Origin of the sequence: Halodesulfovibrio sp. MK-HDV (genome assembly GCF_009914765.1) — a bacterium.
Classification (GTDB): Bacteria; Desulfobacterota; Desulfovibrionia; order Desulfovibrionales; family Desulfovibrionaceae; genus Halodesulfovibrio.
In genome coordinates this window covers 25,487-46,022 of record NZ_WYDS01000012.1, presented here as the reverse complement: position 1 = coordinate 46,022, position 20,536 = coordinate 25,487, and the positions used below count along the sequence as shown (strand labels likewise).

The window sequence follows — 20,536 nt, the reverse complement described above, 5'->3', positions numbered from 1 at the left end:
TTAATCCATACTGGTTTTAAAGGGTCTATCATCAGTATACAAAGCGAGTCGCTTTTCATACCTCGCCAGCTGATAAGGCGCCAAACGATATTCAATACCGCGAGTCAGTGCTTCTTGTTGCGTAGCTACAGCCTTATCAAATTCATTAGACGATGCATACGCAGCTGCCAATGAATCTAATACACGCGGATGTCTTTTGCTTCGCTCAAGAATTGGCAACAAAAGGCCAACAGCACGTTGTCCATCACGAACTAGGTCTGAAGGGCATGTTGCTAAAAACCACCCTGCTTCATTTACCGCTGAAATAGAATCTGAAAGAACTAGAATCTGTTCCATGTCCACTTTTGCCAATGCATATTTTCCAGCATCATTCAGAACCTGCATTCGGGAAACGAGTAGTCGAGTGTCACTAGGCGTTATGAGTAACCCAGCAGTTAAATCTTTCAACGCTGCCGGTAGATTGTTAGTGGTGCGCCACAAAGCAGCGCGGTTTAGCAGTGCTTCTGTGTATTGATCATTAATTACCAACGCACTGCTAAAATCACTAAATGCAGCCTCAAGTTTACCTAAAGCAATTCTGCAATACCCTCGATTATTATAGGCAATTGCGTTGCTTGAATCCACTCCGATAAGCTGCGAGTACATAACTTCTGCGGCAGACGACTGACCAAGCTTTTGCAGTAATCTTGCCTGCGCCATCATTAGGTCAGGTCGAGTAGGTTCCAGAGCAGCCGCTTTTTCCAACCAGAAATAGGCAGTGCCGTGTTCACCTTTCTTGAGTGCTACCTTATACAAATAGTACACAGGTTCAATTAAATTTGAATCAAGTACATTCGCTGTTTTCAACAATGGTTCAGCAGCATTATAGTCCTTCATTTCATACGCTACGATACCGCGCGCTGTAGGAATAATTGCTTGCTCATCGCCATATTCTTGCACCGGTCTCAACGCATCATGTGCTGCAACAAATTTTTTACGGTGTGCGTATGCAATTGCAGCATACCCATGTGCCTGCACATATTCTTTATGTAATTTGGCACGAAGGGCTCTGTAGCGATTCTGTTCACGCTTTTTTTGACGCTTTTCATCCCTATCTGCTGCAAAAGAAACACGATTTATTTTTTTCAGCTCCGGCTTAACGAAGCCTTTTTTATATGCGTCAAATCGCTTTGCAACCGTCCCCCACTGTCTCTGCACATATGCATTCTGCAAAGACTGATAAAGGGCATCGTTTTTATCCAGCTGTTGCTGCACTACCCACGTCACTAAATCTTTAGCTGACGCAGGAGATGTAATGCTTATACAAAAGCAAACGGCGAGGAGGAATACTCCTACGCCGTTATAGTATTTTTTAAAATCCATACCGCACGTACTCCTTGTCCCTGCGGTTAATACTCTGCACATATCGATACTTTTCATTTGCCCTCGCCTGTTCCAAAACTTGTCGTCCGATAGCAAGACAGCGATCGCACGCGCCAACTGGCACCTCAACACCCAGACTTAACGGGTTCAAGGATGAACATGTTTCAAGGCGCAAAGTTCCTGAACAATCAGGGCACAGCACTACAGATTCTATCTGACTTTCACTGATACCATCAGTGTCATAATAAATATCTTTAGCACGAACGATAAAATCGCCGTCGCGCTCGTAGCCCTCTTTTTTCACTAACGCATCGATATCCGGAGTAGATGAGGCAAAATAGCCTGCAAGCAACTCTTTAGAGAGTTTTTTAATATACTCCGTTACCTGTTCTGTCTGTGCATAACGCTGAGGATTATAATCAGGCTCAGCAACATGCTCATAATCAATACCTGCCATTGCAAGGCAGATTCCAAGGTTCACATACGGCAACGCACCCTGAATAGAATAGCCACCTTCCAGCACCGCAATGTGAGGATTCAGCAATTCATTCAGCCTTGCGTACCCGCGTGCTGAAAAATTCATATTCGTGATCGGATCAGAGTAGTGGTTATCCTGACCGGCAGAGTTAATAATGATGTCCGGCTTAAAGTCATCCAACACGGGCAGCACAACATTTTCTATTGTGTACAAAAAACCCTCATCAGATGTATTAGGCGGCAACGGGATATTTAATGTCTTTCCATATGCATTCACGCCACCGCGCTCAGCAGGAAATCCACTTCCCGGATACAATGTCCTGCCATCCTGATGCATGGAAATAAAAAGTACATTCTTATCATTCCAGTACACATCCTGCGTACCATCACCATGATGACAGTCTGTATCAACAACAGCAATTTTGAGTGCACCATATGTTTCGCGGATGTACTCAATCATCACTGCTTCCATATTAATGTTGCAGAACCCGCGCGAACCATGAACGGACTTCATCGCGTGATGACCGGGAGGACGAACCAGCGCAAACGCCTTGTCCTTTTCCCCTTCCATCACCAGCTGTGCAGCGCGAATCGCTCCACCGGCTGAAATCAGATGTGATTTGGTACACACACTTTCCACATTCGGAAAACAGAAATGTGTACGTTCCACATCTTCGAGCGAAGCAACCAACGGCTTGTATTCCGAAATTCCTTCGACATCAAAAAGCCCTTCTTCACGCAGCTGATCCTGCGTGTACAAAAGGCGCTCTTCCCTCTCAGGATGAGTTGCGCTTATTGCCCAGTCATATGCGGGGAAAAAGATTACCCCTAAAGAATTTTTAGCTCGTAGCATACGTTCTCTTCTGCCTGCAATCGCCTGTCACGTATCAATGACTTGACAATTATTGATTAACCAACATTTTCAGTTTTCATGATTGCGATAGCTGTTCGCATACGATCAACGATCTGCTCAAATACTCCATCAGGGGTTACAGAAGCGTCAACAACAGCAAAACGTTTGTGATTCAATGCAGCCCAAGTAAGGTAGCCTTCGCGTACGCGGGAATGGAATTCCATAGCTTCAGCTTCAAAACGCCCTTCAGCACGGGAAAGACCTTTTTCGATATTACGTGAAAGCGCACGACGCAATCCAATCTCTGGTTCAACATCAAGCAGTAAAGTTACATCCGGCCATAAGCCGGTGGTTGCCACTTCGTTAAAAGAGTGTAGCAGGTTTGGATCAAGTCCACGACCATAGCCCTGATACACAACCGTTGAATCTGCATATCTATCGCAAAGAACAACTTTTCCAGCTTCGAGTGCTGGTTTAATAACCTGCGCAACATGCTGTGCTCTATCGGCAAGGTAAAGGAACAATTCTGCTTCGCTGGTGATGTCTGTGTTTTCTGCATCAAGCAGTAAAGCACGGAGAGTTTTACCAAGCTCACTGCCACCCGGTTCACGGGTAAGCACTACATCATACCCTTCTGATTCAAGCCAGACGTGCAGTTTTTTTAAAACGGTACTTTTACCGGAACCTTCCATTCCTTCTAAAGAAATAAACATATCTCATCCTTCGGTATGTTTGAGCCTTAGCAGGTTGCAAACAATATATGTTTCTCGATTGCCTTCGGCGAACAGGGCTCTGCCCCTGTACCCCGCAAGGGGGACGCCCCCTTGACCGCGATTACTATTACTTAGTGGATAATGCCATGGTAGTCAGCCCAAAGCTAAAAGTCATCTTCTTCAGGTAGCCCCGTGGCTGCAAACGGTGATGGCGAAGTGGCGCCCTCAGGAGGCATTGGTGTGGCGTTATCTCCAAAAATTTCACGGGGGTCAGGAGGCGTCATCTTTGGTTTAAAGATGAAACGTCCCAATGTATTCTGATATGGTGTCCAGCCCGTGTCACCATCTTCAAAATCGCTGAACAGGCCACGAAGCTGTGCAAGCTTTGCATCTATATTATCTGCATAGTGCAATACAAGTGCTTCCGCCGTAGCAGGAAGAACAGGGGAACCCCATTCCCGCTGACCATGATGTCCGAGAATCAGATGCTTAAAGTGCATCTGCAATTCGACAGACAAACCAGAGGCAACGAGGTACGGATCTACTTTCTCCAACCCGATATTGATATGCCCGATAAGGCGGCCTTCGTCAGTATAATCTTTTACAAGACCAGCACTCAATTCCCACGCTTTGCCAATGTCGTGGAAGATGGCACCAGCAAGCAATACCTGACGATCAAGTTCCGGATACTGGTCACAAAGCTTCATACACAGCTGTGCAACAGACAAGGTATGTTCAAGCAAACCGCCCATGTATGCATGGTGTACGTTTTTTGCACCAATCGCACTTTTGAACCGAGCTGAAACTTCTGCATCAGCTAGAGCAGAATCGACAAATGTCATCCACGGGGTATGCGTGAACACAGACGCACATAATCCAAGCAGCTCTGCGTACATGTCATCAGGATGACGTTCTGCTGCTGCCACAAAGTCGCCCATATCCAGTTCTTCAAGGTCATCAAAACCAAGAATTTTCATATGCTCAATATTCACATCTAAAATATCGCGGTACGTACTGGCGCGACCTTTTACAGCAAGCATCTGCCCTGCAGCTATTTCAGGAAACTGCTGAGCAAGCGGACTCCAAGCTTTCGCACCGATTGAACCGGTTCTATCAGATAATTCGAGTCGCCAATAAGGACCATTCCTAGCCTGAGCAAGTGTAGCTTGCGTAATGGCAAAAATAGTCAGTACTTCATCATTATTGGAAATATCTCGAACAAATTGAATTTTTTTGAGGTCCATTTTATACCCTGAAGAAATAAAGAATTACGTTTCAAAATAGCCGAAGAAAAAGCTCTTATCTGCAAAGGCTGACGTCTCGTAAATATATCATATAAGCACAGCTAACTTCTGACTTTCACAAAGCCGGAAATCTGGTGTAAAAAACAAATAGTATCTATTGGCAGGCACTAAATAATGCAGTGGATGTTTGCAAAAAATGAACAGTAGAATATCTACGTTGTTTTTTACCACTCCCGAACACATGCGCCAAAGACAAAACTTCTATCATTAACAAAGATATGCTTCCTGTTTTTTAAGGAAGTTGTCAAACCATTTGATGTTTACAAATACAAGCACTTGCCAGAGGTTCTTATGATTATTGCACTTACAAATGATGACGGTATTCAGGCACCCGGCTTACGCGCCATATACAAGGCTCTGACGGACGCAGGACATACTATTCACTGTGTAGCTCCAGTTACCGAACAGTCCGCTGTAGGTCACGCAGTTACTCTTTCCATGCCGCTTCGCATTAAAGAATTCAAAGAGAACGGATTCCGCGGCAAGGGAGTCTACGGCACCCCGGTGGATTGCGTAAAACTCGGGCTCACCAGCCTTATTGATGAAAAAATTGATCTTGTCATCTCTGGAATCAACGCAGGCGCTAACGTAGGGCCAGACATTCTGTACTCAGGCACCGTTTCCGCAGCCACAGAAGGCGCAAGCATGGGCTATCCTTCCATGGCGGTATCATTCGACAACTTCAGACCGGAAAACCTGTCAGAACAAGCTGAGTTTGCAGTTCAGCTCGCAGAGAACCTGCCATGGAATGCACTACCAAAGCGATGCGTTGTGAATATCAACTTCCCGAACATGCCAATGGAGCAGACTAAAGGTTTACGAGTATGTCCGCAAACCAGTGCGACTTGGAAAGACTGGTATGTACACAATACAGATCCTCGTGGCGGCAGTTACTGGTGGCTGGATGGAAAAATACCACCGGAAAATGTTGCAATGGGAACAGACCGTGACCTGTTGAACCAAGGATACGTGACCCTCACTCCGTTGAAATTTGAGTTTACGGACGAGGAAACTCTGTCTGCCCTATCTGTACTCAATATTGATCAGTAGAAAAGACTACACATCAATATTCAGCAGCAATTACTCTGTTTTATAAAGCATCACCTGTACCGCACTGCCATTCTCTACCGCAGTGCGGTACAATCTTTAAAAGAAATTGAACAAACCAAACTCTTGGGAACAGTGGATTTAACGATTGTTCACAAAATATTTTTCAATAAATGTACTGCTAGCTATTGCAGTTTGTTTACTTTGCTTTTATGAGCACCACGTGTAAAGTACACATGTTTGACGTCAGTACGGATTTTTATTCACACGTTGGACTGTATATACCAAAATCAAGCTTAGTCTATCAATTGCCTCTTTGTTGAATTCATAGCGGCGCTTTAATGCGCTAGAAGTGTAAACGGTTAACTTTCCGATCGATCCATACACGCCCATGGTCGAGCACATTATTATGTAGCAAAGTGGCACAGTTAAGCTTATGTGTTTTCTATTAGTAATCATAGAATTACGGCTTGTTATCCGTAATATCATGACTACCATAATATTTTTTTGAGGAGGTCATTATGCCACTTATCGGTACTAACGAGATGTTTGCTCGTGCATACAAGGAAGGCTACGCAGTTGGTGCGTTTAACGTAAACAACATGGAAATCATTCAGGGTATCATGGAGGCAGCTCAGGAAGAAAAAGCTCCTCTTATCCTTCAGGTTTCCGCAGGCGCACGCCGCTATGCAGGTCAGATTTACATTAAGAAGCTCATCGAAGCTGCTCTTGTAGAAACTGATCATCCACTTGCTCTGCACCTTGACCATGGTCAGGACTTTGAAATTTGTAAGCAGTGCATTGACGGCGGCTTCTCTTCAGTTATGTTTGATGGTTCCCACCTCGACTTTGAAGAAAACATCGCTATTACCAAACAGGTAGTAGCATACGCTCACGATCGTGGCGTTGTTGTTGAAGCAGAACTTGGCCGTCTTGCAGGCATTGAAGATGACGTACAGTCTGACAAATCCATTTACACTGATCCTGATCAGGCAGTAGAATTTGTAGAGCGCACAGGTTGTGACTCTCTTGCTATTGCGATCGGAACCAGTCATGGCGCATACAAATTCACCGGCGAAGCTCGCCTTGATTTTGCGCGTCTTGAAAAAATCACCAACATGCTCCCTGAGTACCCTATTGTACTCCACGGTTCTTCTTCCGTGCCTCAGGAGTTTGTTGACATGGCAAACAAGTACGGCGGAGACATCGGCTCTGCCAAAGGTGTTCCTGAAGACCTGCTGCGTAAAGCTGCTACATTCGGCGTTTGTAAGATTAACATCGACACAGACATCCGTCTTGCTATGACAGCAGTTATCCGCAAGCACTTTGCAGAGAATCCTACCCACTTTGACCCACGCCAGTACCTCAAGCCAGCTCGTCAGGCTGTAAAAGATATGGTTCAGCACAAGATTAAAAACGTGCTGGGCTGCTCTAACAAGATTTAACTCACCACCGCTAGGGAGCTTTTTCATGGCTGTAAAGCTTGGTATCAATGGTTTTGGTCGTATTGGTCGCTATCTCGTTCGTCTTCTCGCAGACGATCCTGATCTTGAAATTGCGGCTATTAACGCTCGCGCAGACAACGAGTCTCTTGCTCATCTCTTCAAATATGATTCCGTTCACGGAACCTTTAAAGGAGATGTTGAAGCAAACGAAGAAGGCTTTAAAGTTAACGGTAAGCAGATTCTGGTTACCCGTTGCGCACGCGGCGAATGGACTTGGGGCGACCTCGGAGTTGAGATCGTCGTAGAAACCACCGGTACCATTAAAGACCGTGATGGTCTTGCAGAGCATATTGCATGCGGTGCTAAGAAATCTATCATTTCTGCACCCGGCAACGGCGTGGACGCAACCATTGTTATGGGCGTTAACGAAAGTACATACGATGCTGAAAAGCACCATGTTCTTTCCAACGCATCTTGCTCCACCAACTGTCTTGCTCCGGCTGCTAAGGTTCTCAATGATGCTTTCGGCATCAAACATGGCCTCATGACAACCATTCATGGTTACACCATGGGCCAGCGAATCCTTGACGGTTCACATAAGGACCTGCGTCGCGCTCGCGCGGCTGGCATGTCCATGATCCCGACAACTACAGGCGCAGCAAAAGCTGTTGGCTTGGTACTTCCTGAACTTAAAGGCAAGCTCGACGGCATGGCGATTCGTGTGCCAATTCCTGACGGCTCTCTGATTGACCTTACCTGCACTGTCGAAAAAGACACCACTGCAGAAGAGGTTAACGCAGCCCTTAAAGCAGCAGCTGAAGGCTACTTGAAAGCTAACCTTGGCTACTCCGACGAACCGCTCGTTTCCGTTGATTACATCGGCGACACACACGGCGGCGTTGTAGACAGCCTCTGTACCAGCGTAATGGATGGTAACATGGTCAAAGTTCTTGTCTGGTATGACAATGAAGCAGGCTTTACCAACCAGCTCGCACGTCTCCTGAGAATGGTAGGCGCTTCCCTGTAGAACTCATCTGAGTTTTGAAAGAAAAAGCCCGTTGCTCAAGCAACGGGCTTTTTTTTTATGCTTTCTTCTTTTTGTCTCCGACGTGCAGAGAGGGAACCCCGTTTTTTTCAAAAAAACGAGTTTCCCCCTCTGCACTCCCTCCTGAAAAAAATTGTATTTGCTAACCATAATGTTAAACGAGACTAAAAAGAGCGACGTACTTTACCCCTCCAAACTTTGACCGTTCTCGGCAAACGAAAGATTACAATACAACAAGTTTTCCCCTCAACACCCATGGCTTAAACCGGGTCAAGGGGCGAGCCCCTTGCGGGTGGAGGGCAGCGCCCTTCCCCCTCGGAGAGCCGCCGGAGGCAACAAAAAAAGCCCCTGACGCACTAAGTGTGTCAGGGGCTTCATTATTCTATAGCAATAAAAACTACAGCTCGTTAGGCAGTTCCTGGAGTTCAGAGTATTTGAACACAGGGCCGTCTACACAAACATATTTATCACCGATGTTACAACGACCACAAAGGCCAACACCGCATTTCATACGTTTTTCAAGTGTAGTAAGAATTTTTTCATCTTTAAATCCAAGCTCATTCAAAGCCATGAGAGTGAATTTAATCATGATTGGAGGGCCACAAGTAATTGCGTAGCCGCTATTAGCAGGATTGATTTCTTTCAGTACGTTCGGGATAAGACCGGCTTTCTCGTGTGGGTTTTTGCCCCACTCTTCAGACGGATTATCTACGGTAAGTACTACATCGATATCATCACGGCCAAGCCACTCTGCAGTATCTTCCTGATAGCTCAAATCCAGCGGTGAACGAGCACCGTAGAGAAGAGTAATCTTGCCGTAATCGTCACGGTTATCCAACATGTACACGAGGAGTGTACGCAGAGGAGCCATGCCGATACCGCCGCCAATGAAGGTTACGTCCTGCCCTTTCATTTCCTCAGTCGGGAACGCATTACCAAGAGGAGCGCGAATACCAACTGAATCACCAGCTTTAAGCTGATGAATGCGTGCAGTAACTTCACCTACGAGCATTACGGAGAACTGAAGGTAGTCCATGCGGGTCGGGGAAGAGTTAATTACGAATGTAGCTTCACCAACACCAAAAACAGAAAGCTGACCTACCTGTCCTGGTTCAAAGGTGAATTTTTTCATAACTTCTTCGTTATCAAAACGAACACGGAAGGTTTTAATGTTGGATGTTTCTTCCACAACTTCCATGACTGTAGCCATCTCCGGCAGAACTGGATTAGCTTTCATTACTTAGACTCCTTCTCAGCGCCGCGAGCCTGTGCTGCTTTAACAATAGCACGAATATCCACAGAAGCAGGACAGCTTTTAATGCAACGGCCACAACCACAACATGCAATATACTTCTCATATGATTCTGGGAAGTATGAGAATTTGTGGTTCACACGGTTTTTGAGACGTTTTGCTTTAGTAGAACGCGGGTTATGCCCACTGCCTTCCAAAGTGTACTGGAAGCTCATGCAAGTATCCCATGAACGTACGCGCTTGCCGGTAGTACCGGTTGCTTCATCAGTGATGTTGAAGCAGTAGCAGGTAGGACAAAGGTAAGTACATGCGCCACAGCTAAGACAGCCTGCAGCCTGCTCTTCCCAGAACTCATCGTCATCAAATGCAGCAAGAAGCTTCTCAGGAGCATCGGAGAAGTCATGTGCTTCGCCAAGCATTTCACGAGTAGCTTTCTTAACTGCTTCGGCTTCTGCACATTTGTCACCACCGTCTGCAAAGAAGCTTGCTTCAAGCATCTTTTCACCGCATTCGGTAACAGCTTCAGCAGCGTAGCCGCCCTGTACAGGAGTAAGCAGTACATCAGAGCAAGATGTATCAGCAGGGCCGCTTCCTACTTCGTGACAGAAGCAAGTGGACTCTACTTTAGTACAAGCAAGAGTAACGAACATTGTATGTTCACGACGTGTTGCATAATAAGGATCACGGATGCGATCGTTATCGAACACTTTATCAAAAACCGCCATACCTCGGGTGCCACATGGGCGAGCACCAAAAACTACTGCGCGTTCTTTTGGCAGAGTTTCTCTGATGCGAACAGAGGTACGTTCTGGGTTTTCAGGATCTTTGTCGTATTTATATGTAAGCAAAGTTTCTGATTGCGGAAAAACCGCTTCTTTTGCTGAACGCACAGGCATGCGGTCAAGAACCAGCTTACGGCCTTCTCCAAACGGACGGAAGGTCACGGTTCCGCCGTCATCCACCGGAACAAACACTACGTGGTCTTTAGCGAGAGCTTCGAGCCACTGGTTAGTGTTTTCGTTTGAGATAAATTTGCAAGCCATGACTAGTGCCGCTCCTCGATAGTTGGTTCTTCAACTTTAAAACACATAAGCGGAGGAGTCTCTTCCGCGTTGGTTCCTGCATTGTATGCAAAAACATCGCGTACAACACCGGCCATTTTGCGTCTTAACAACATAATCGGAATATCCATAGGACAAGCACGCTCACATTCACCGCATTCTACGCAACGACCGGTAAGGTGCATTACGTGGATAAGCTGGAACATGAAGTTGTTCTGCACGTCTACCTCTTCGCTCAACCATTTGGTTTCGCGAGAGTTAGCAAGACAGTGATCTTTACATACGCACATCGGGCATGCGTTACGGCATGCATAACAGCGGATGCAACGGCGCATCTGGTCCTGCCAGAAAGAGAATCTTTCTTCCATGGACAGTTTCTCGAATTCTTCGAGAGCCTTATCCTGTTCAGATTCAGCTTCCTTACTGGATTCTTCACCTGCAAAGTGAGTGCACTGCAATGTGTTCGGGTAAGAGCAAGTTAAGCACTTATCTGCACACAGTTCAGAAAACGGTACGGTTTCTTTGTTTTCATCAACTTCGATAGTTACGGAAGCACCGCTATTCTCGATAGATTTGATGTAACCAATATCGCCGAAACGAGCCTGAAGTTTTGCATGGTTGAGCACACCGTTACAGCCGAAGCCGAAGATGGTGAGGTCTTCTAACTTAAGAAGATCTTCCTGAACAAGCTGGATAACAGAACGGGAATCACACCCTTTCAGTACGAGACCAACCTTTTTACCACCGCGCATTTCGCGCAGGTAAGAAGCCGGGTTCACCACACAGAATTCGTTAACAACGAGCTTTTCAAGATCTTCTTCAGAGCGAATGAAGAGAGGGCTAGTGTGCAACGCATCGTAACCCTGCTGCCAACCAATAACTACATCCAACTCAGGCAATGCCTGACGGATTTGTTCTTTAAGTTCTGCAAGAGCCTGCATTACGCTTTCTCCTTATGGCACGGGCACTCGTCGCCAAGGGCAACAGCAGCCGCGATTTCTTTCAGACACTCTTCATCATAACCGGTGCCACCAGATAACTTTGGTGCCGGGCCGAGTTTGTGAATACGGTCTGTAAAGGAAGTAACAACATCCTGCCAGCGCTGGCCTTCAGATGCAGAAACCCATGTGTAATGAAAGCGTTCCGGATCAATACCGGTAACGGACAGGAACTGCTTGAGCATTTCAAAGCGGCGACGAGCGTAGAAGTTACCTTCTGCGTAGTGGCAGTCACGTGGGTGACAACCAGATACGAGAACGCCATCTGCACCACTAATGAGTGCGCGAGCGATGAACAGCGGGTCGATACGACCAGAACAAGGTACGCGGATTACGCGTAAATCTGTAGGCTGTTCACAACGTGCAACACCAGCGGTATCTGCACCACCGTAGGAGCACCAGTTACACAGAAAACCAACGATACGAAGATCTTGACCTTCTGCTAAAAGTCCAGTTGAGCCTGACATAAGGCGTTGACCTCCGCGAGAATCTGGTTGTCTGTAAAGTGCTGCAGCTGAATAGCACCCTGAGGACAGGTAACGGTACAAATACCGCAGCCCTGACATACTGTTTCAATAACTTCAGCTTTCACATTGCCTGCACGGTCGGTTACTTCTTTAATAGCGCCGAACGGACAAGTGGCAGCACACTTCAGGCAGCCTACGCAACGGGATGCGTTAACTTTGGAAACCTGAGGATCGCTTTCAAGCTTATCTTTAGAGAACAGAGTCATAACTTTAGCTGCTGCCGCACTACCCTGACCAACTGATGTTGGAATATCTCTAGGACCTAAGCAGGAACCAGCGAGGTAAACACCAGCGGTGTTAGTTTCGACAGGTTTCAATTTAGGGTGAGCTTCCATAAAGAATCCGTAGGAATCGTAGGAGATACGCATTTTTTCAGCAAGAGCAGGTGCATTTTTAGCACTTTCTGCACCAACTGCCAGTACTACGAGATCTGCTTCCACTTCTACCTGAGTACCAGCAAGAGTATCCGCACCGCGAACAATCAGGTTGTCACCTTTAGGGTAGATCATGGATACGCGACCGCGAACATACTGAACGCCGTACTGTTCCTGAGCTCTACGAGTAAATTCATCGTACCCTTTACCAGGGGAACGAATATCCATGTAGAACACGTACGAATCAGAATCAGGGATGTGATCTTTAGTAAGTACAGCCTGCTTTGCAGTGTACATACAGCAGAAACCAGAACAGTATGGACGGCCAACGGAAGGATCACGAGACCCTACACACTGTACGAACACAACTTTTTTCGGCTCTTTACCATCGGATGGACGAACAATGTGTCCACCGGTAGGGCCGGATGCGTTCATAAGACGTTCATACTGCAGGGAGGTAATAACGTCCGGGTACTGACCTGCGCCATACTGTTTGTAAACAGAATGGTCGAACATGTCGTAACCGGTAGCGGCGATAACTGCGCCAACTTTTTCCGAAAGGATTTCATCCTTCTGCTCAAAGTCGATACACTTAGTAGGACAAACTTTGGCACAAACGCCACATTTGCCCTTCTGGAGCATCAAGCAGCCTGAAGGATCAATCGCGGCTTTCTTAGGAATAGCCTGTGGGAAAGGAATGTTGATTGAGGTACATTTGGAAATGCCTTCGTTGAATTTATCAACGTTTTTCTTACTCGGACATTTTTCCATACATGCGCCACAACCGGTGCAGTCGGCCCAGTTTACGTAAGTAGCTTTTTTGCGCACCTGCACATCAAAGTTACCAACGTAACCTTCGATTTTTTCCACTTCAGACATTGCATACAGCGTGATATTTTCATGCTGAGAAACGTCTACCATTTTCGGTCCCAAAATACATGAGGAACAGTCAACGGTTGGGAAAGTTTTATCGATTTTGGCCATTTTGCCGCCGATGGATTGCTCGCGCTCAACCATCACAACCTGATAACCAGCATCTGCACAGTCAAGTGCAGCCTGAATACCAGCAACACCACCACCGATAACGAGAACGCGTTTTGTAACGTCGAACTTGTTAGCGTGAAGCGGGTTGTTGTTGCGCAGTTTAGCAACAGCAATTTTTACCAGCTCAAAAGCTTTAATCGTGTTACGTGGCTTGTTTTTACCAATCCAAGAAACGTGTTCACGAATGTTTGCCATTTCGAGCATGTAGCGGTTAAGACCGGCACGCTCAAGAGCACGACGGAAAGTAGCTTCGTGCATACGTGGTGAGCAAGATGCTACCACAACGCCGTCAAGCTTCTGCTCTTTAATGGCTGAAATAATTTCGTTCTGTCCCGGTTCGGAACAGGTGTACATTGTGTCAGTAGTAAACACTACGTCCTGCAACGTTCCCGCTTGCTCCGCTACAGCCGGACAGTCAACAGTAGCCGCGATATTACTGCCGCAATGGCAGACAAATACGCCTATACGCATACTCTCTCCTTGCTATAAAACGCCAGCAAAACGCAGACGAGGTGTAGGGTCTACTACGAGCTTGGACAAGCCAACCTCTTCAGCAGAAAGACCCAGTGCCAAACCGAGCAGCTGTGTAAAGTACACAACCGGAATATCATAACGGGTGCCGTTTGCACGGTTAACCTGACCCTGACGAAGGTCAAGGTTCATCTGACACAATGGACAGGCGGTTACGATAATCTCTGTATTCAAGGATTCTGCAACATCAAGCAGGCGTCCTGAAAGTTCAGTTACGATATCTTTTTTAGGCATACCAGCCGCAGCGCCGCAGCATTCAACTTTAAGCGGGAAAGGCAGTACAGTTGCTCCACACGCTTCCATGATGTCATCCATCGCCATTGGATTTTCAGGATCGTCAAACTGCATAAGTTCCGGCGGGCGGTTCATAATACAGCCGTAGTAACAGGCGACGTTAAGATCTTTAAGCGGCTTAACAACAGCTTTCTTGATAGCGTCCATGCCTACACGTTCAACAATAAGCTGCAATGTAGAAGCTACGGATGCAGCTTCGTCACAAGGTTCGTCGAGAAGAGCTTCCACTTTAGGGCGGTAGTTCTCATCTTCGATTTTGCGTGAAGCTGTGCGAAGGTTAGCAAGACAACTAGGACAAGGTGTAACAACTTCTTCCTGACCCTGTTTAGCTGCAAGAACGAGGTTACGTGCAGAAAGGGCAGCAGAAAGAGTATGATCTACTGTATGTGCTGGAGTGGAGCCGCAACAGCTCCAATCGTCGATTTCATTAAGCTCGATACCGAGCTTTTTACAGACTGCGCGGGTGGACTTGTCGTATTCTACAGACGTGCCACTACCGGAACAGCCCGGGTAGTATCCTACAGAAATTGACATTAACTGTTCTCCTTGGCGGTGTCGCGTTCTCTGAATCGCTTAAAGATTGCAGAAACGTGTTCTTTACCGCGTACTTCATGCGGCTTAATCGAAAGCTTGTTTTTAGGAAGCATCGCCGGAGCAAGATCAACGTCTGTCCAGAATCTACCTGTTTTGCGAATGTATGATGCGGTTACGCCAAGTTCATACACACGACCGTGTTTTTCGACCGACTCAAGGAATGCATCGCCGAATGCTTTAACATTACGCTCAGTAGCGTACCCTGCTTCACGCGCCATGTGACGCAGAACATCCATAATTTTGGCGACATCAATGCTATTAGGACAACGAGTTGTACATGACTGACAGGTTGCACAAAGCCAAATAGAATGGCTTTTAAGAACAGCTTCACGCTGACCAAGCTGTACAAGACGCATTACACGGCTTACAGAAAGATCGTAGGCAAAGTTATAAGGACAGCCAGCGGTGCAATTGCCACACTGGTAGCAAGATAGCACATTCTGTCCACTTCTCTCCTGAACCTCACGGATGAACTCTTTATCCGGTGAGTTAAGAGGGATGGTTTCCATGGCTCCTCCGAATGTTAACTGAAAAAGGCAGCAAATTGGCATACAAAACATGCCGAAAACACCAGTTCAGTGAAAAAATGACACAAGAAAAAAGAAGAACTTGGAAGCATACAGACCCCAACTGATATGCAACAAGGCGAGACAAAAACTGGCTACGTAAATAGCAAATCCAGTAGAATACCCAAAAAAAATCAGGAGTTGTTTTTGCTGCTTTAACCCTAAGCGACAAAAACCCGTGATTAGATCAGGCAGTATAACTATGTGTTGTCTCACGCATCAACATTCTCAACTTCGAGCAGTGAACAATGTGGGTACCAAATCACAATAATCTAACTCAAAGCGTATCACTTTATTTATACCCTTAGACTAACGCCGCTAACAAACATTGGCAACCCGTATAGTCGATTTTTTTGCATTTATTTGCTGCAAAAAAATTCAGAATATTCGATGTTTTGTGATTTTTCCATCACAATAACTACAACATTTTATTTGATAACTCGGAATCATTGAAAATTTATGCTGATTTGAGCGTTCAATCATCTTTTTGAAAAATATTTGATTGATCGCTCAAATATCAGAAAGTAACTATTTGATATTACAGGAACGTTAAAACGGGGCAAAAAAAGTGGAATAAAAATTCCACTTTTTTGCCCCGTATATATGTCCGAAGGCTCGGAGTATTTTTCATTGGCCGAGGGCGTCCCCCCGGCACTTTATGTGCAAACAGGCAGCGTGCCCGTCTTGCTCTATCTGCCTGTATTATGCCCACAAGCAACAGCTTAACCATGATTTCAAAGCGCAAAAAACACTTCTATAACAAGCACCTACATACTAATAGTTGTACATATTTTACAGTTACCCCCACGACTGAGCCTTTACCACTTCGCATAATTTCAGTACATTACTGCACAAATTCTGCTTTTGATAAGGAAATACTATGCCAGGATATAAAGCACACCTTACAGGTGGCGCAGTATTAGGAGGCGGCACAATTGCAGCCGCTGTTTACTTTTCGTATCTTCCACAGGATGTCTGGCTTCTTTCTGCACTGTTTGCCATTGCAGTAATGGCATCACTCTTTCCAGACACAGATACTGAATCAAAGGGGCAGAACTTTTTCTACTCCATCATGGCCATCACAGACGTTTTGCTCATTGTTAATCACTATTACCAATGGGCCGCCATACTTGGTCTATTTGCGATGCTCCCCGCCCTAGGGAAACACAGAGGCTGGACGCACACTTGGTGGGCAATGCTTATTGTTCCCGCCCCTCTTATTGCACTACCATGGATCTTTTTCCGTGAAACATGGATAGTAACGCTACCTTTCTACCTTGCTGCGGTTGTCGGATACTTCTCGCACCTGCTGCTTGATAGAGAGTTTTAATCCAAACCCAGAAAACAAAAAAAATCCTGCTGAAGATTCTTCAGCAGGATTTTTTGTTTTCTATTTAAATTACATGCGGCCATGAATGGTCAGGTATAAGTCCCCCACCCAGGCACCAATTTTTCGTCCAAGCTTACGTAGACGGATAGGATGCCCTGCTCGAAAATCAGTCGGCAAGGTAATTTCAAGCTGACGGGTATCGCCGCCAATCCCTTGTGAAAGAGTCAAACGAACCTTAGCTCCGGGGCGTAAATTCTGCATGGGGAGATGCATAACCTGATTGTCATCAAGCTGTTTATGTAACCATCCCTTAACCCCGCCTGTCATATCTACTGAAATGTCACGATCGCCCCATTGCATGGAAAATTTACGCTTCTTGGGCATGACAATTGATTTGCCGCCATCACGCTTTATTTCCCGATAAATATCTTCGAAAACACGCTTCGCAAAGGCATCATTCAAAATTTCATTCAGTACAGATTCTTTTGAATAGCCGCGCTGTTCTTGGCTCCAGAACGAATCATCAAACTCTGGACGTTTTTTTATTATATGTATCGCTAGTACTGGCAGTTTTATTTTTCTGAGCATCAAAATTCGACTTTGCTTTTCGGTACGCAGAACGGGCGCGGTCACGCACAGTGCTATCACGGGAAGCACGCTCTGAACGATAACCATCGGCAGCGGAACGGGCTTTACCTGAAGCTTCAGAAGAACGGGAAGAACCGGTGTCTTTCGCATTAGAAGTAATAATAACATATGCTTCATTAAGCTGCTGAAATTTCCGTGACGCATTAGGATCATCCGGATGCAAATCAGGATGCAGTTCAAACGCCCGCTTACGGTATGCTTGCTTTACAGCATCTTCCGATGCCCCATTGGGCACATTCAGTAATTTATAGCATTCGCGTAACGTCACGGTTCCTCCATAGAAAACAAACTGAATACAACAAGCAACAGAGCTTGTTTACAAAATTTTTATTATCACAGCAGACAAATTTCGATTTCAAAAAAAACAAAAAACCCACCTGCCTAAATATTCACCACGCAGACAACGCAATAAACCTAAAGAAGGTTATTCAAGATCAAAAAGCACGTCACCCGTCATGCGGCAACGCTGTTACACCTTCTATCTTCGACTACGCATCATACAATAACAATCCGTAATCGCACGAACTATACAGTACTCTAACATTATATATAAAAAAAGGCCGGTTTCATAAGAGTATTACTCTATGAACATCCAGCCTTTTCAGAAAAATCAAAGCACACTACAAAGCGGCGCAATCCTATTCATCATCAAGAATAAGAGCACGTGCTTCACAGGTTTTATCACTGGCAAGCAGGTTATTGTCACGTAAATAGGCGCGTCCCTGCTGTGCAAATTCGTCGTGGCTAACATCTCTTCGGATGCCCGGGCAAAAGTCTTTAGCCATTTCCCAAGACTCAGAATCAATTACATTGCCACGAAAGTATGGCCATGCACGGCAAATATTCGGCTTAGCGGTATGTACACCACAGCCTTTACCCTGCACAAAGAAAATACAGTAATTATCTTCGCCCACGCGGATGCGAAGTTTACCGTCTTTAATTTCACCATATTGTTCAGTGAACTCTTCAGCAGACATCTTCAAGTGATCAAGAATGCGGGTAAGATCTGTAGGGCTGACAATAATGCCGCCTTCGCCTTCACAACAGTGTCCGCACATCTGACAATCAAACGCTTCTTTCATCTATTTATTCTCCAAACCGAGTCTGCTGTGTTCAACCATAATGCATTTATCTTCAACAACAGCAATCTCATTGGCAGCAAGTTTTTCCCCGGCTTCCTGACTTCTGATACCGGACTGCATCCAAAACATCTTCGGCTTATGCCCCAGCGCAAGCACTTCATCGGCATGATCAGTACAATACTGCGATGCGCGAAAAACGTTTACGATATCAACAGGCACAGGAATGTCTTCAATGGATTTGTACGTAGGCAAATCCCAGACATTTTTCCGGATAGGATGCACAGGAATAACTGTGTATCCCTGATCGATAAGATACGTGCCAACCATATTCACAGGCTGCCCCGGCTTATCTTTAGCACCGATGATCGCGATGACTTTTGCCTCGGCAAGAGCTTCGCGCATGGATTCATCAAAAATCATAATGTCCTCTCAGAAAATGTTGCAAGGCAAACATGATCTGCCTCCGGTACGTAGTCAGCAAAATCCCACCGCCTATGACGCGCGCTACGCGGCATCATGCATACAGTGACACCCTCAAGCCAATTACGAAACCACAGATTCAGTATACTGTATTCGCTGCGAACACCAGCAGTTCATAACCTCATTGCTCACAGATTCAGATTGACATATAACCAACTGGCACATCCAAGGAGCACTTATGACTAAGATTCTACCGGCTATTGAAAAAATCCCTGCGGAAGAGCTTGCACTACGCCATGCACGCTGCCGCGATCTCTTAGATCGTTTTATGCCGGGGGTCTCCGGCATGCTCATATTCTCCCGCATCCAACTGTATCATCTCACAGGTACCCTTGCGAACGGAGTTTTCTGGCTCCCGAAAGAAGGAAAACCAGTTCTCATGGCACGCCACGGTGTTGAGCGATGTCGTATCGAAAGTTCCATTGAAGAAATTCACCCCTTCCGCTCATTCAGTGATATTGAAAAAATATTAAGTGATGTGGGCACCCCGCTTCTGCCTGCAGAGGCTGCTGATGTAGCTGTCGATTTTGCAGGTGTAACATGGCAAGTTGGTGACCTGCTTCGTAAAAAACTCCCACATATTTCCTTCATCCCATGTGACCGCATTCTTACTGCCGGTCGTTCCGTAAAAACAGAATGGGAATTGAAAAAACTCCGCCTTAGCGGAGCACGTCATCATCAGGCTATATATCACGATCTTCCCAAGCAGCTTCATATCGGCATGACAGAACGTGAAATTGCTCATGTATCGTGGGAAATTTTCTTTGCCAAAGGCCATTGCGGAATGCTCCGTATGAACACCTTCGGCGAAGATGTATTTCTCGGACACATTGCAGCAGGCGAATCAGGAAATTACCCGAGCCACTTCAATGGGCCTCTCGGCTTAATGGGCGAGCATCCGGCAACTCCATTTATGGGATACGCAGGAAAGGTCTGGCGGAAAAACTCACCGCTGGCCGTTGATATCGGATTTGCTCTTGAAGGATACCACACCGATAAAACTCAGCTGTACTGGGCTGGTTCTAAAAAAAGTATTCCCGATGTTGTCCGCAACGCTCAAAATATCTGCATTGAAATTCAGAATACTATCGCGGCGGAACTTCGCCCCGGGAATATTCCTTCTGAGCTTTATAAGAAATCATTAAAAATGGCGGAAAAAGCCGGATTCGAAGACGGCTTTATGGCTTTGGGTGGCAACAAGGTAAAATTCCTCGGGCACGGCATCGGGCTTGGTATTGATGAACATCCAGTCATTGCTACCGGATTTGATGAACCTCTTGAAAAAGGCAATGTTATTGCTCTGGAACCAAAAATCGGTATTCCGGGTATTGGCATGGTCGGCGTTGAAAACACCTTTGAAGTTACAGATAACGCAAGCGTCTGCTTAACAGGCGATGAGTACGACATGATTTGCATTGAAAAATAGTGCAGATTACAATTTCACTCGAGTAAAAATAAAAAAGGCGACTGCACCGGCAGCCGCCTTTTTTTTCAAACTCTATTTAAATA

General features: G+C 45.9%; 20 protein-coding genes. 5 read left to right on the top strand and 15 right to left on the bottom strand.

All coding sequences use genetic code 11. The features are described from left to right. From MKHDV_RS10685 to MKHDV_RS10670, 4 genes are all read right to left on the bottom strand, one after another. Nucleotides 1-1,362 carry a hypothetical protein gene (locus MKHDV_RS10685; RefSeq protein ID WP_160715117.1) on the bottom strand — a complete coding sequence of 454 codons (1,362 nt, stop codon included), beginning with the start codon at nt 1,360-1,362 and terminating at the stop codon, nt 1-3. Then, on the bottom strand, nt 1,352-2,692 hold the full coding sequence (locus MKHDV_RS10680) for a histone deacetylase (protein WP_160715115.1): 1,341 nt from the start codon (nt 2,690-2,692) through the stop codon (nt 1,352-1,354). The genes MKHDV_RS10685 and MKHDV_RS10680 overlap by 11 nt, the downstream gene beginning before the upstream one ends. A 56-nt stretch (nt 2,693-2,748) precedes the next feature. Beyond that, the gene (gene tmk / locus MKHDV_RS10675) at nt 2,749-3,405 is read right to left on the bottom strand and encodes a dTMP kinase (protein WP_160715113.1); all 657 of its coding nucleotides are present in this window, start codon (nt 3,403-3,405) and stop codon (nt 2,749-2,751) included. 164 nt (nt 3,406-3,569) lie between these two features. Further along, complete coding sequence (locus MKHDV_RS10670; protein ID WP_160715111.1) at nt 3,570-4,649, bottom strand: 3'-5' exoribonuclease YhaM family protein; 1,080 nt, start codon at nt 4,647-4,649, stop codon at nt 3,570-3,572. A gap of 351 nt (nt 4,650-5,000) precedes the next feature. Between MKHDV_RS10670 and surE the strand changes: the two genes are divergently transcribed. The 3 genes from surE to gap all read left to right on the top strand — a co-directional run bounded on the left by surE (nt 5,001) and on the right by gap (nt 8,228). Next, nucleotides 5,001-5,759 (top strand): 5'/3'-nucleotidase SurE, encoded by a 759-nt coding sequence (gene surE, locus MKHDV_RS10665; protein ID WP_160715109.1) that lies wholly within the window; start codon nt 5,001-5,003, stop codon nt 5,757-5,759. 518 nt (nt 5,760-6,277) lie between these two features. Beyond that, nucleotides 6,278-7,201 carry a class II fructose-1,6-bisphosphate aldolase gene (gene fba, locus MKHDV_RS10660; protein WP_160715107.1) on the top strand — a complete coding sequence of 308 codons (924 nt, stop codon included), beginning with the start codon at nt 6,278-6,280 and terminating at the stop codon, nt 7,199-7,201. 25 nt (nt 7,202-7,226) lie between these two features. Beyond that, nucleotides 7,227-8,228 carry a type I glyceraldehyde-3-phosphate dehydrogenase gene (gap, locus tag MKHDV_RS10655; protein WP_160715105.1) on the top strand — a complete coding sequence of 334 codons (1,002 nt, stop codon included), beginning with the start codon at nt 7,227-7,229 and terminating at the stop codon, nt 8,226-8,228. 415 nt (nt 8,229-8,643) lie between these two features. Here gap and MKHDV_RS10650 read toward each other — a convergent pair whose 3' ends face one another. From MKHDV_RS10650 to MKHDV_RS10620, 7 genes are read right to left on the bottom strand one after another with little or no spacing between them, the layout of a single operon-like run. Beyond that, nucleotides 8,644-9,483: an FAD/NAD(P)-binding protein gene (locus MKHDV_RS10650; RefSeq protein WP_160715103.1), complete on the bottom strand. Its 840-nt coding sequence runs from the start codon at nt 9,481-9,483 to the stop codon at nt 8,644-8,646. Beyond that, the gene (locus MKHDV_RS10645) at nt 9,483-10,541 is read right to left on the bottom strand and encodes a 4Fe-4S dicluster domain-containing protein (protein WP_160715101.1); all 1,059 of its coding nucleotides are present in this window, start codon (nt 10,539-10,541) and stop codon (nt 9,483-9,485) included. Before MKHDV_RS10645 ends, MKHDV_RS10650 begins: the two co-directional genes overlap by 1 nt. Nucleotides 10,542-10,543: 2 nt before the next feature. Next, nucleotides 10,544-11,500, bottom strand: a complete 957-nt coding sequence (locus MKHDV_RS10640) for a 4Fe-4S dicluster domain-containing protein (RefSeq protein ID WP_160715099.1) — start codon at nt 11,498-11,500, stop codon at nt 10,544-10,546. Next, the gene (locus MKHDV_RS10635) at nt 11,500-12,024 is read right to left on the bottom strand and encodes a hydrogenase iron-sulfur subunit (protein WP_160715097.1); all 525 of its coding nucleotides are present in this window, start codon (nt 12,022-12,024) and stop codon (nt 11,500-11,502) included. The genes MKHDV_RS10640 and MKHDV_RS10635 overlap by 1 nt, the downstream gene beginning before the upstream one ends. Beyond that, on the bottom strand, nt 12,000-13,973 hold the full coding sequence (locus MKHDV_RS10630; RefSeq protein WP_160715095.1) for a CoB--CoM heterodisulfide reductase iron-sulfur subunit A family protein: 1,974 nt from the start codon (nt 13,971-13,973) through the stop codon (nt 12,000-12,002). Before MKHDV_RS10630 ends, MKHDV_RS10635 begins: the two co-directional genes overlap by 25 nt. A 12-nt stretch (nt 13,974-13,985) precedes the next feature. Further along, nucleotides 13,986-14,861: a CoB--CoM heterodisulfide reductase iron-sulfur subunit B family protein gene (locus MKHDV_RS10625; RefSeq protein WP_160715093.1), complete on the bottom strand. Its 876-nt coding sequence runs from the start codon at nt 14,859-14,861 to the stop codon at nt 13,986-13,988. Further along, nucleotides 14,861-15,430: a 4Fe-4S dicluster domain-containing protein gene (locus MKHDV_RS10620; protein WP_160715091.1), complete on the bottom strand. Its 570-nt coding sequence runs from the start codon at nt 15,428-15,430 to the stop codon at nt 14,861-14,863. Before MKHDV_RS10620 ends, MKHDV_RS10625 begins: the two co-directional genes overlap by 1 nt. 937 nt (nt 15,431-16,367) lie before the next feature. On the opposite strand from MKHDV_RS10620, the gene MKHDV_RS10615 reads away from it, so the two are divergent. Continuing rightward, a complete protein-coding gene (locus MKHDV_RS10615; RefSeq protein WP_160715089.1) occupies nt 16,368-16,817 on the top strand; it encodes a metal-dependent hydrolase in 450 nt (149 codons plus the stop codon). A 69-nt stretch (nt 16,818-16,886) separates the two neighbouring features. Here MKHDV_RS10615 and MKHDV_RS10610 read toward each other — a convergent pair whose 3' ends face one another. The 4 genes from MKHDV_RS10610 to MKHDV_RS10595 form a co-directional block, all read right to left on the bottom strand. Next, nucleotides 16,887-17,405 (bottom strand): hypothetical protein, encoded by a 519-nt coding sequence (locus MKHDV_RS10610; protein WP_160715087.1) that lies wholly within the window; start codon nt 17,403-17,405, stop codon nt 16,887-16,889. Then, nucleotides 17,341-17,733 (bottom strand): J domain-containing protein, encoded by a 393-nt coding sequence (locus tag MKHDV_RS10605; protein ID WP_160715085.1) that lies wholly within the window; start codon nt 17,731-17,733, stop codon nt 17,341-17,343. The genes MKHDV_RS10610 and MKHDV_RS10605 overlap by 65 nt, the downstream gene beginning before the upstream one ends. A 370-nt stretch (nt 17,734-18,103) precedes the next feature. Continuing rightward, nucleotides 18,104-18,547 carry a YkgJ family cysteine cluster protein gene (locus MKHDV_RS10600; RefSeq protein ID WP_160715083.1) on the bottom strand — a complete coding sequence of 148 codons (444 nt, stop codon included), beginning with the start codon at nt 18,545-18,547 and terminating at the stop codon, nt 18,104-18,106. After that, nucleotides 18,548-18,967 (bottom strand): CoA-binding protein, encoded by a 420-nt coding sequence (locus MKHDV_RS10595; protein WP_160715081.1) that lies wholly within the window; start codon nt 18,965-18,967, stop codon nt 18,548-18,550. It abuts the gene before it with no gap. Between the two features lie 238 nt (nt 18,968-19,205). On the opposite strand from MKHDV_RS10595, the gene MKHDV_RS10590 reads away from it, so the two are divergent. Continuing rightward, nucleotides 19,206-20,453 carry a Xaa-Pro peptidase family protein gene (locus MKHDV_RS10590; RefSeq protein ID WP_160715079.1) on the top strand — a complete coding sequence of 416 codons (1,248 nt, stop codon included), beginning with the start codon at nt 19,206-19,208 and terminating at the stop codon, nt 20,451-20,453. The last annotated feature ends 83 nt before the right edge of the window (nt 20,454-20,536 follow it).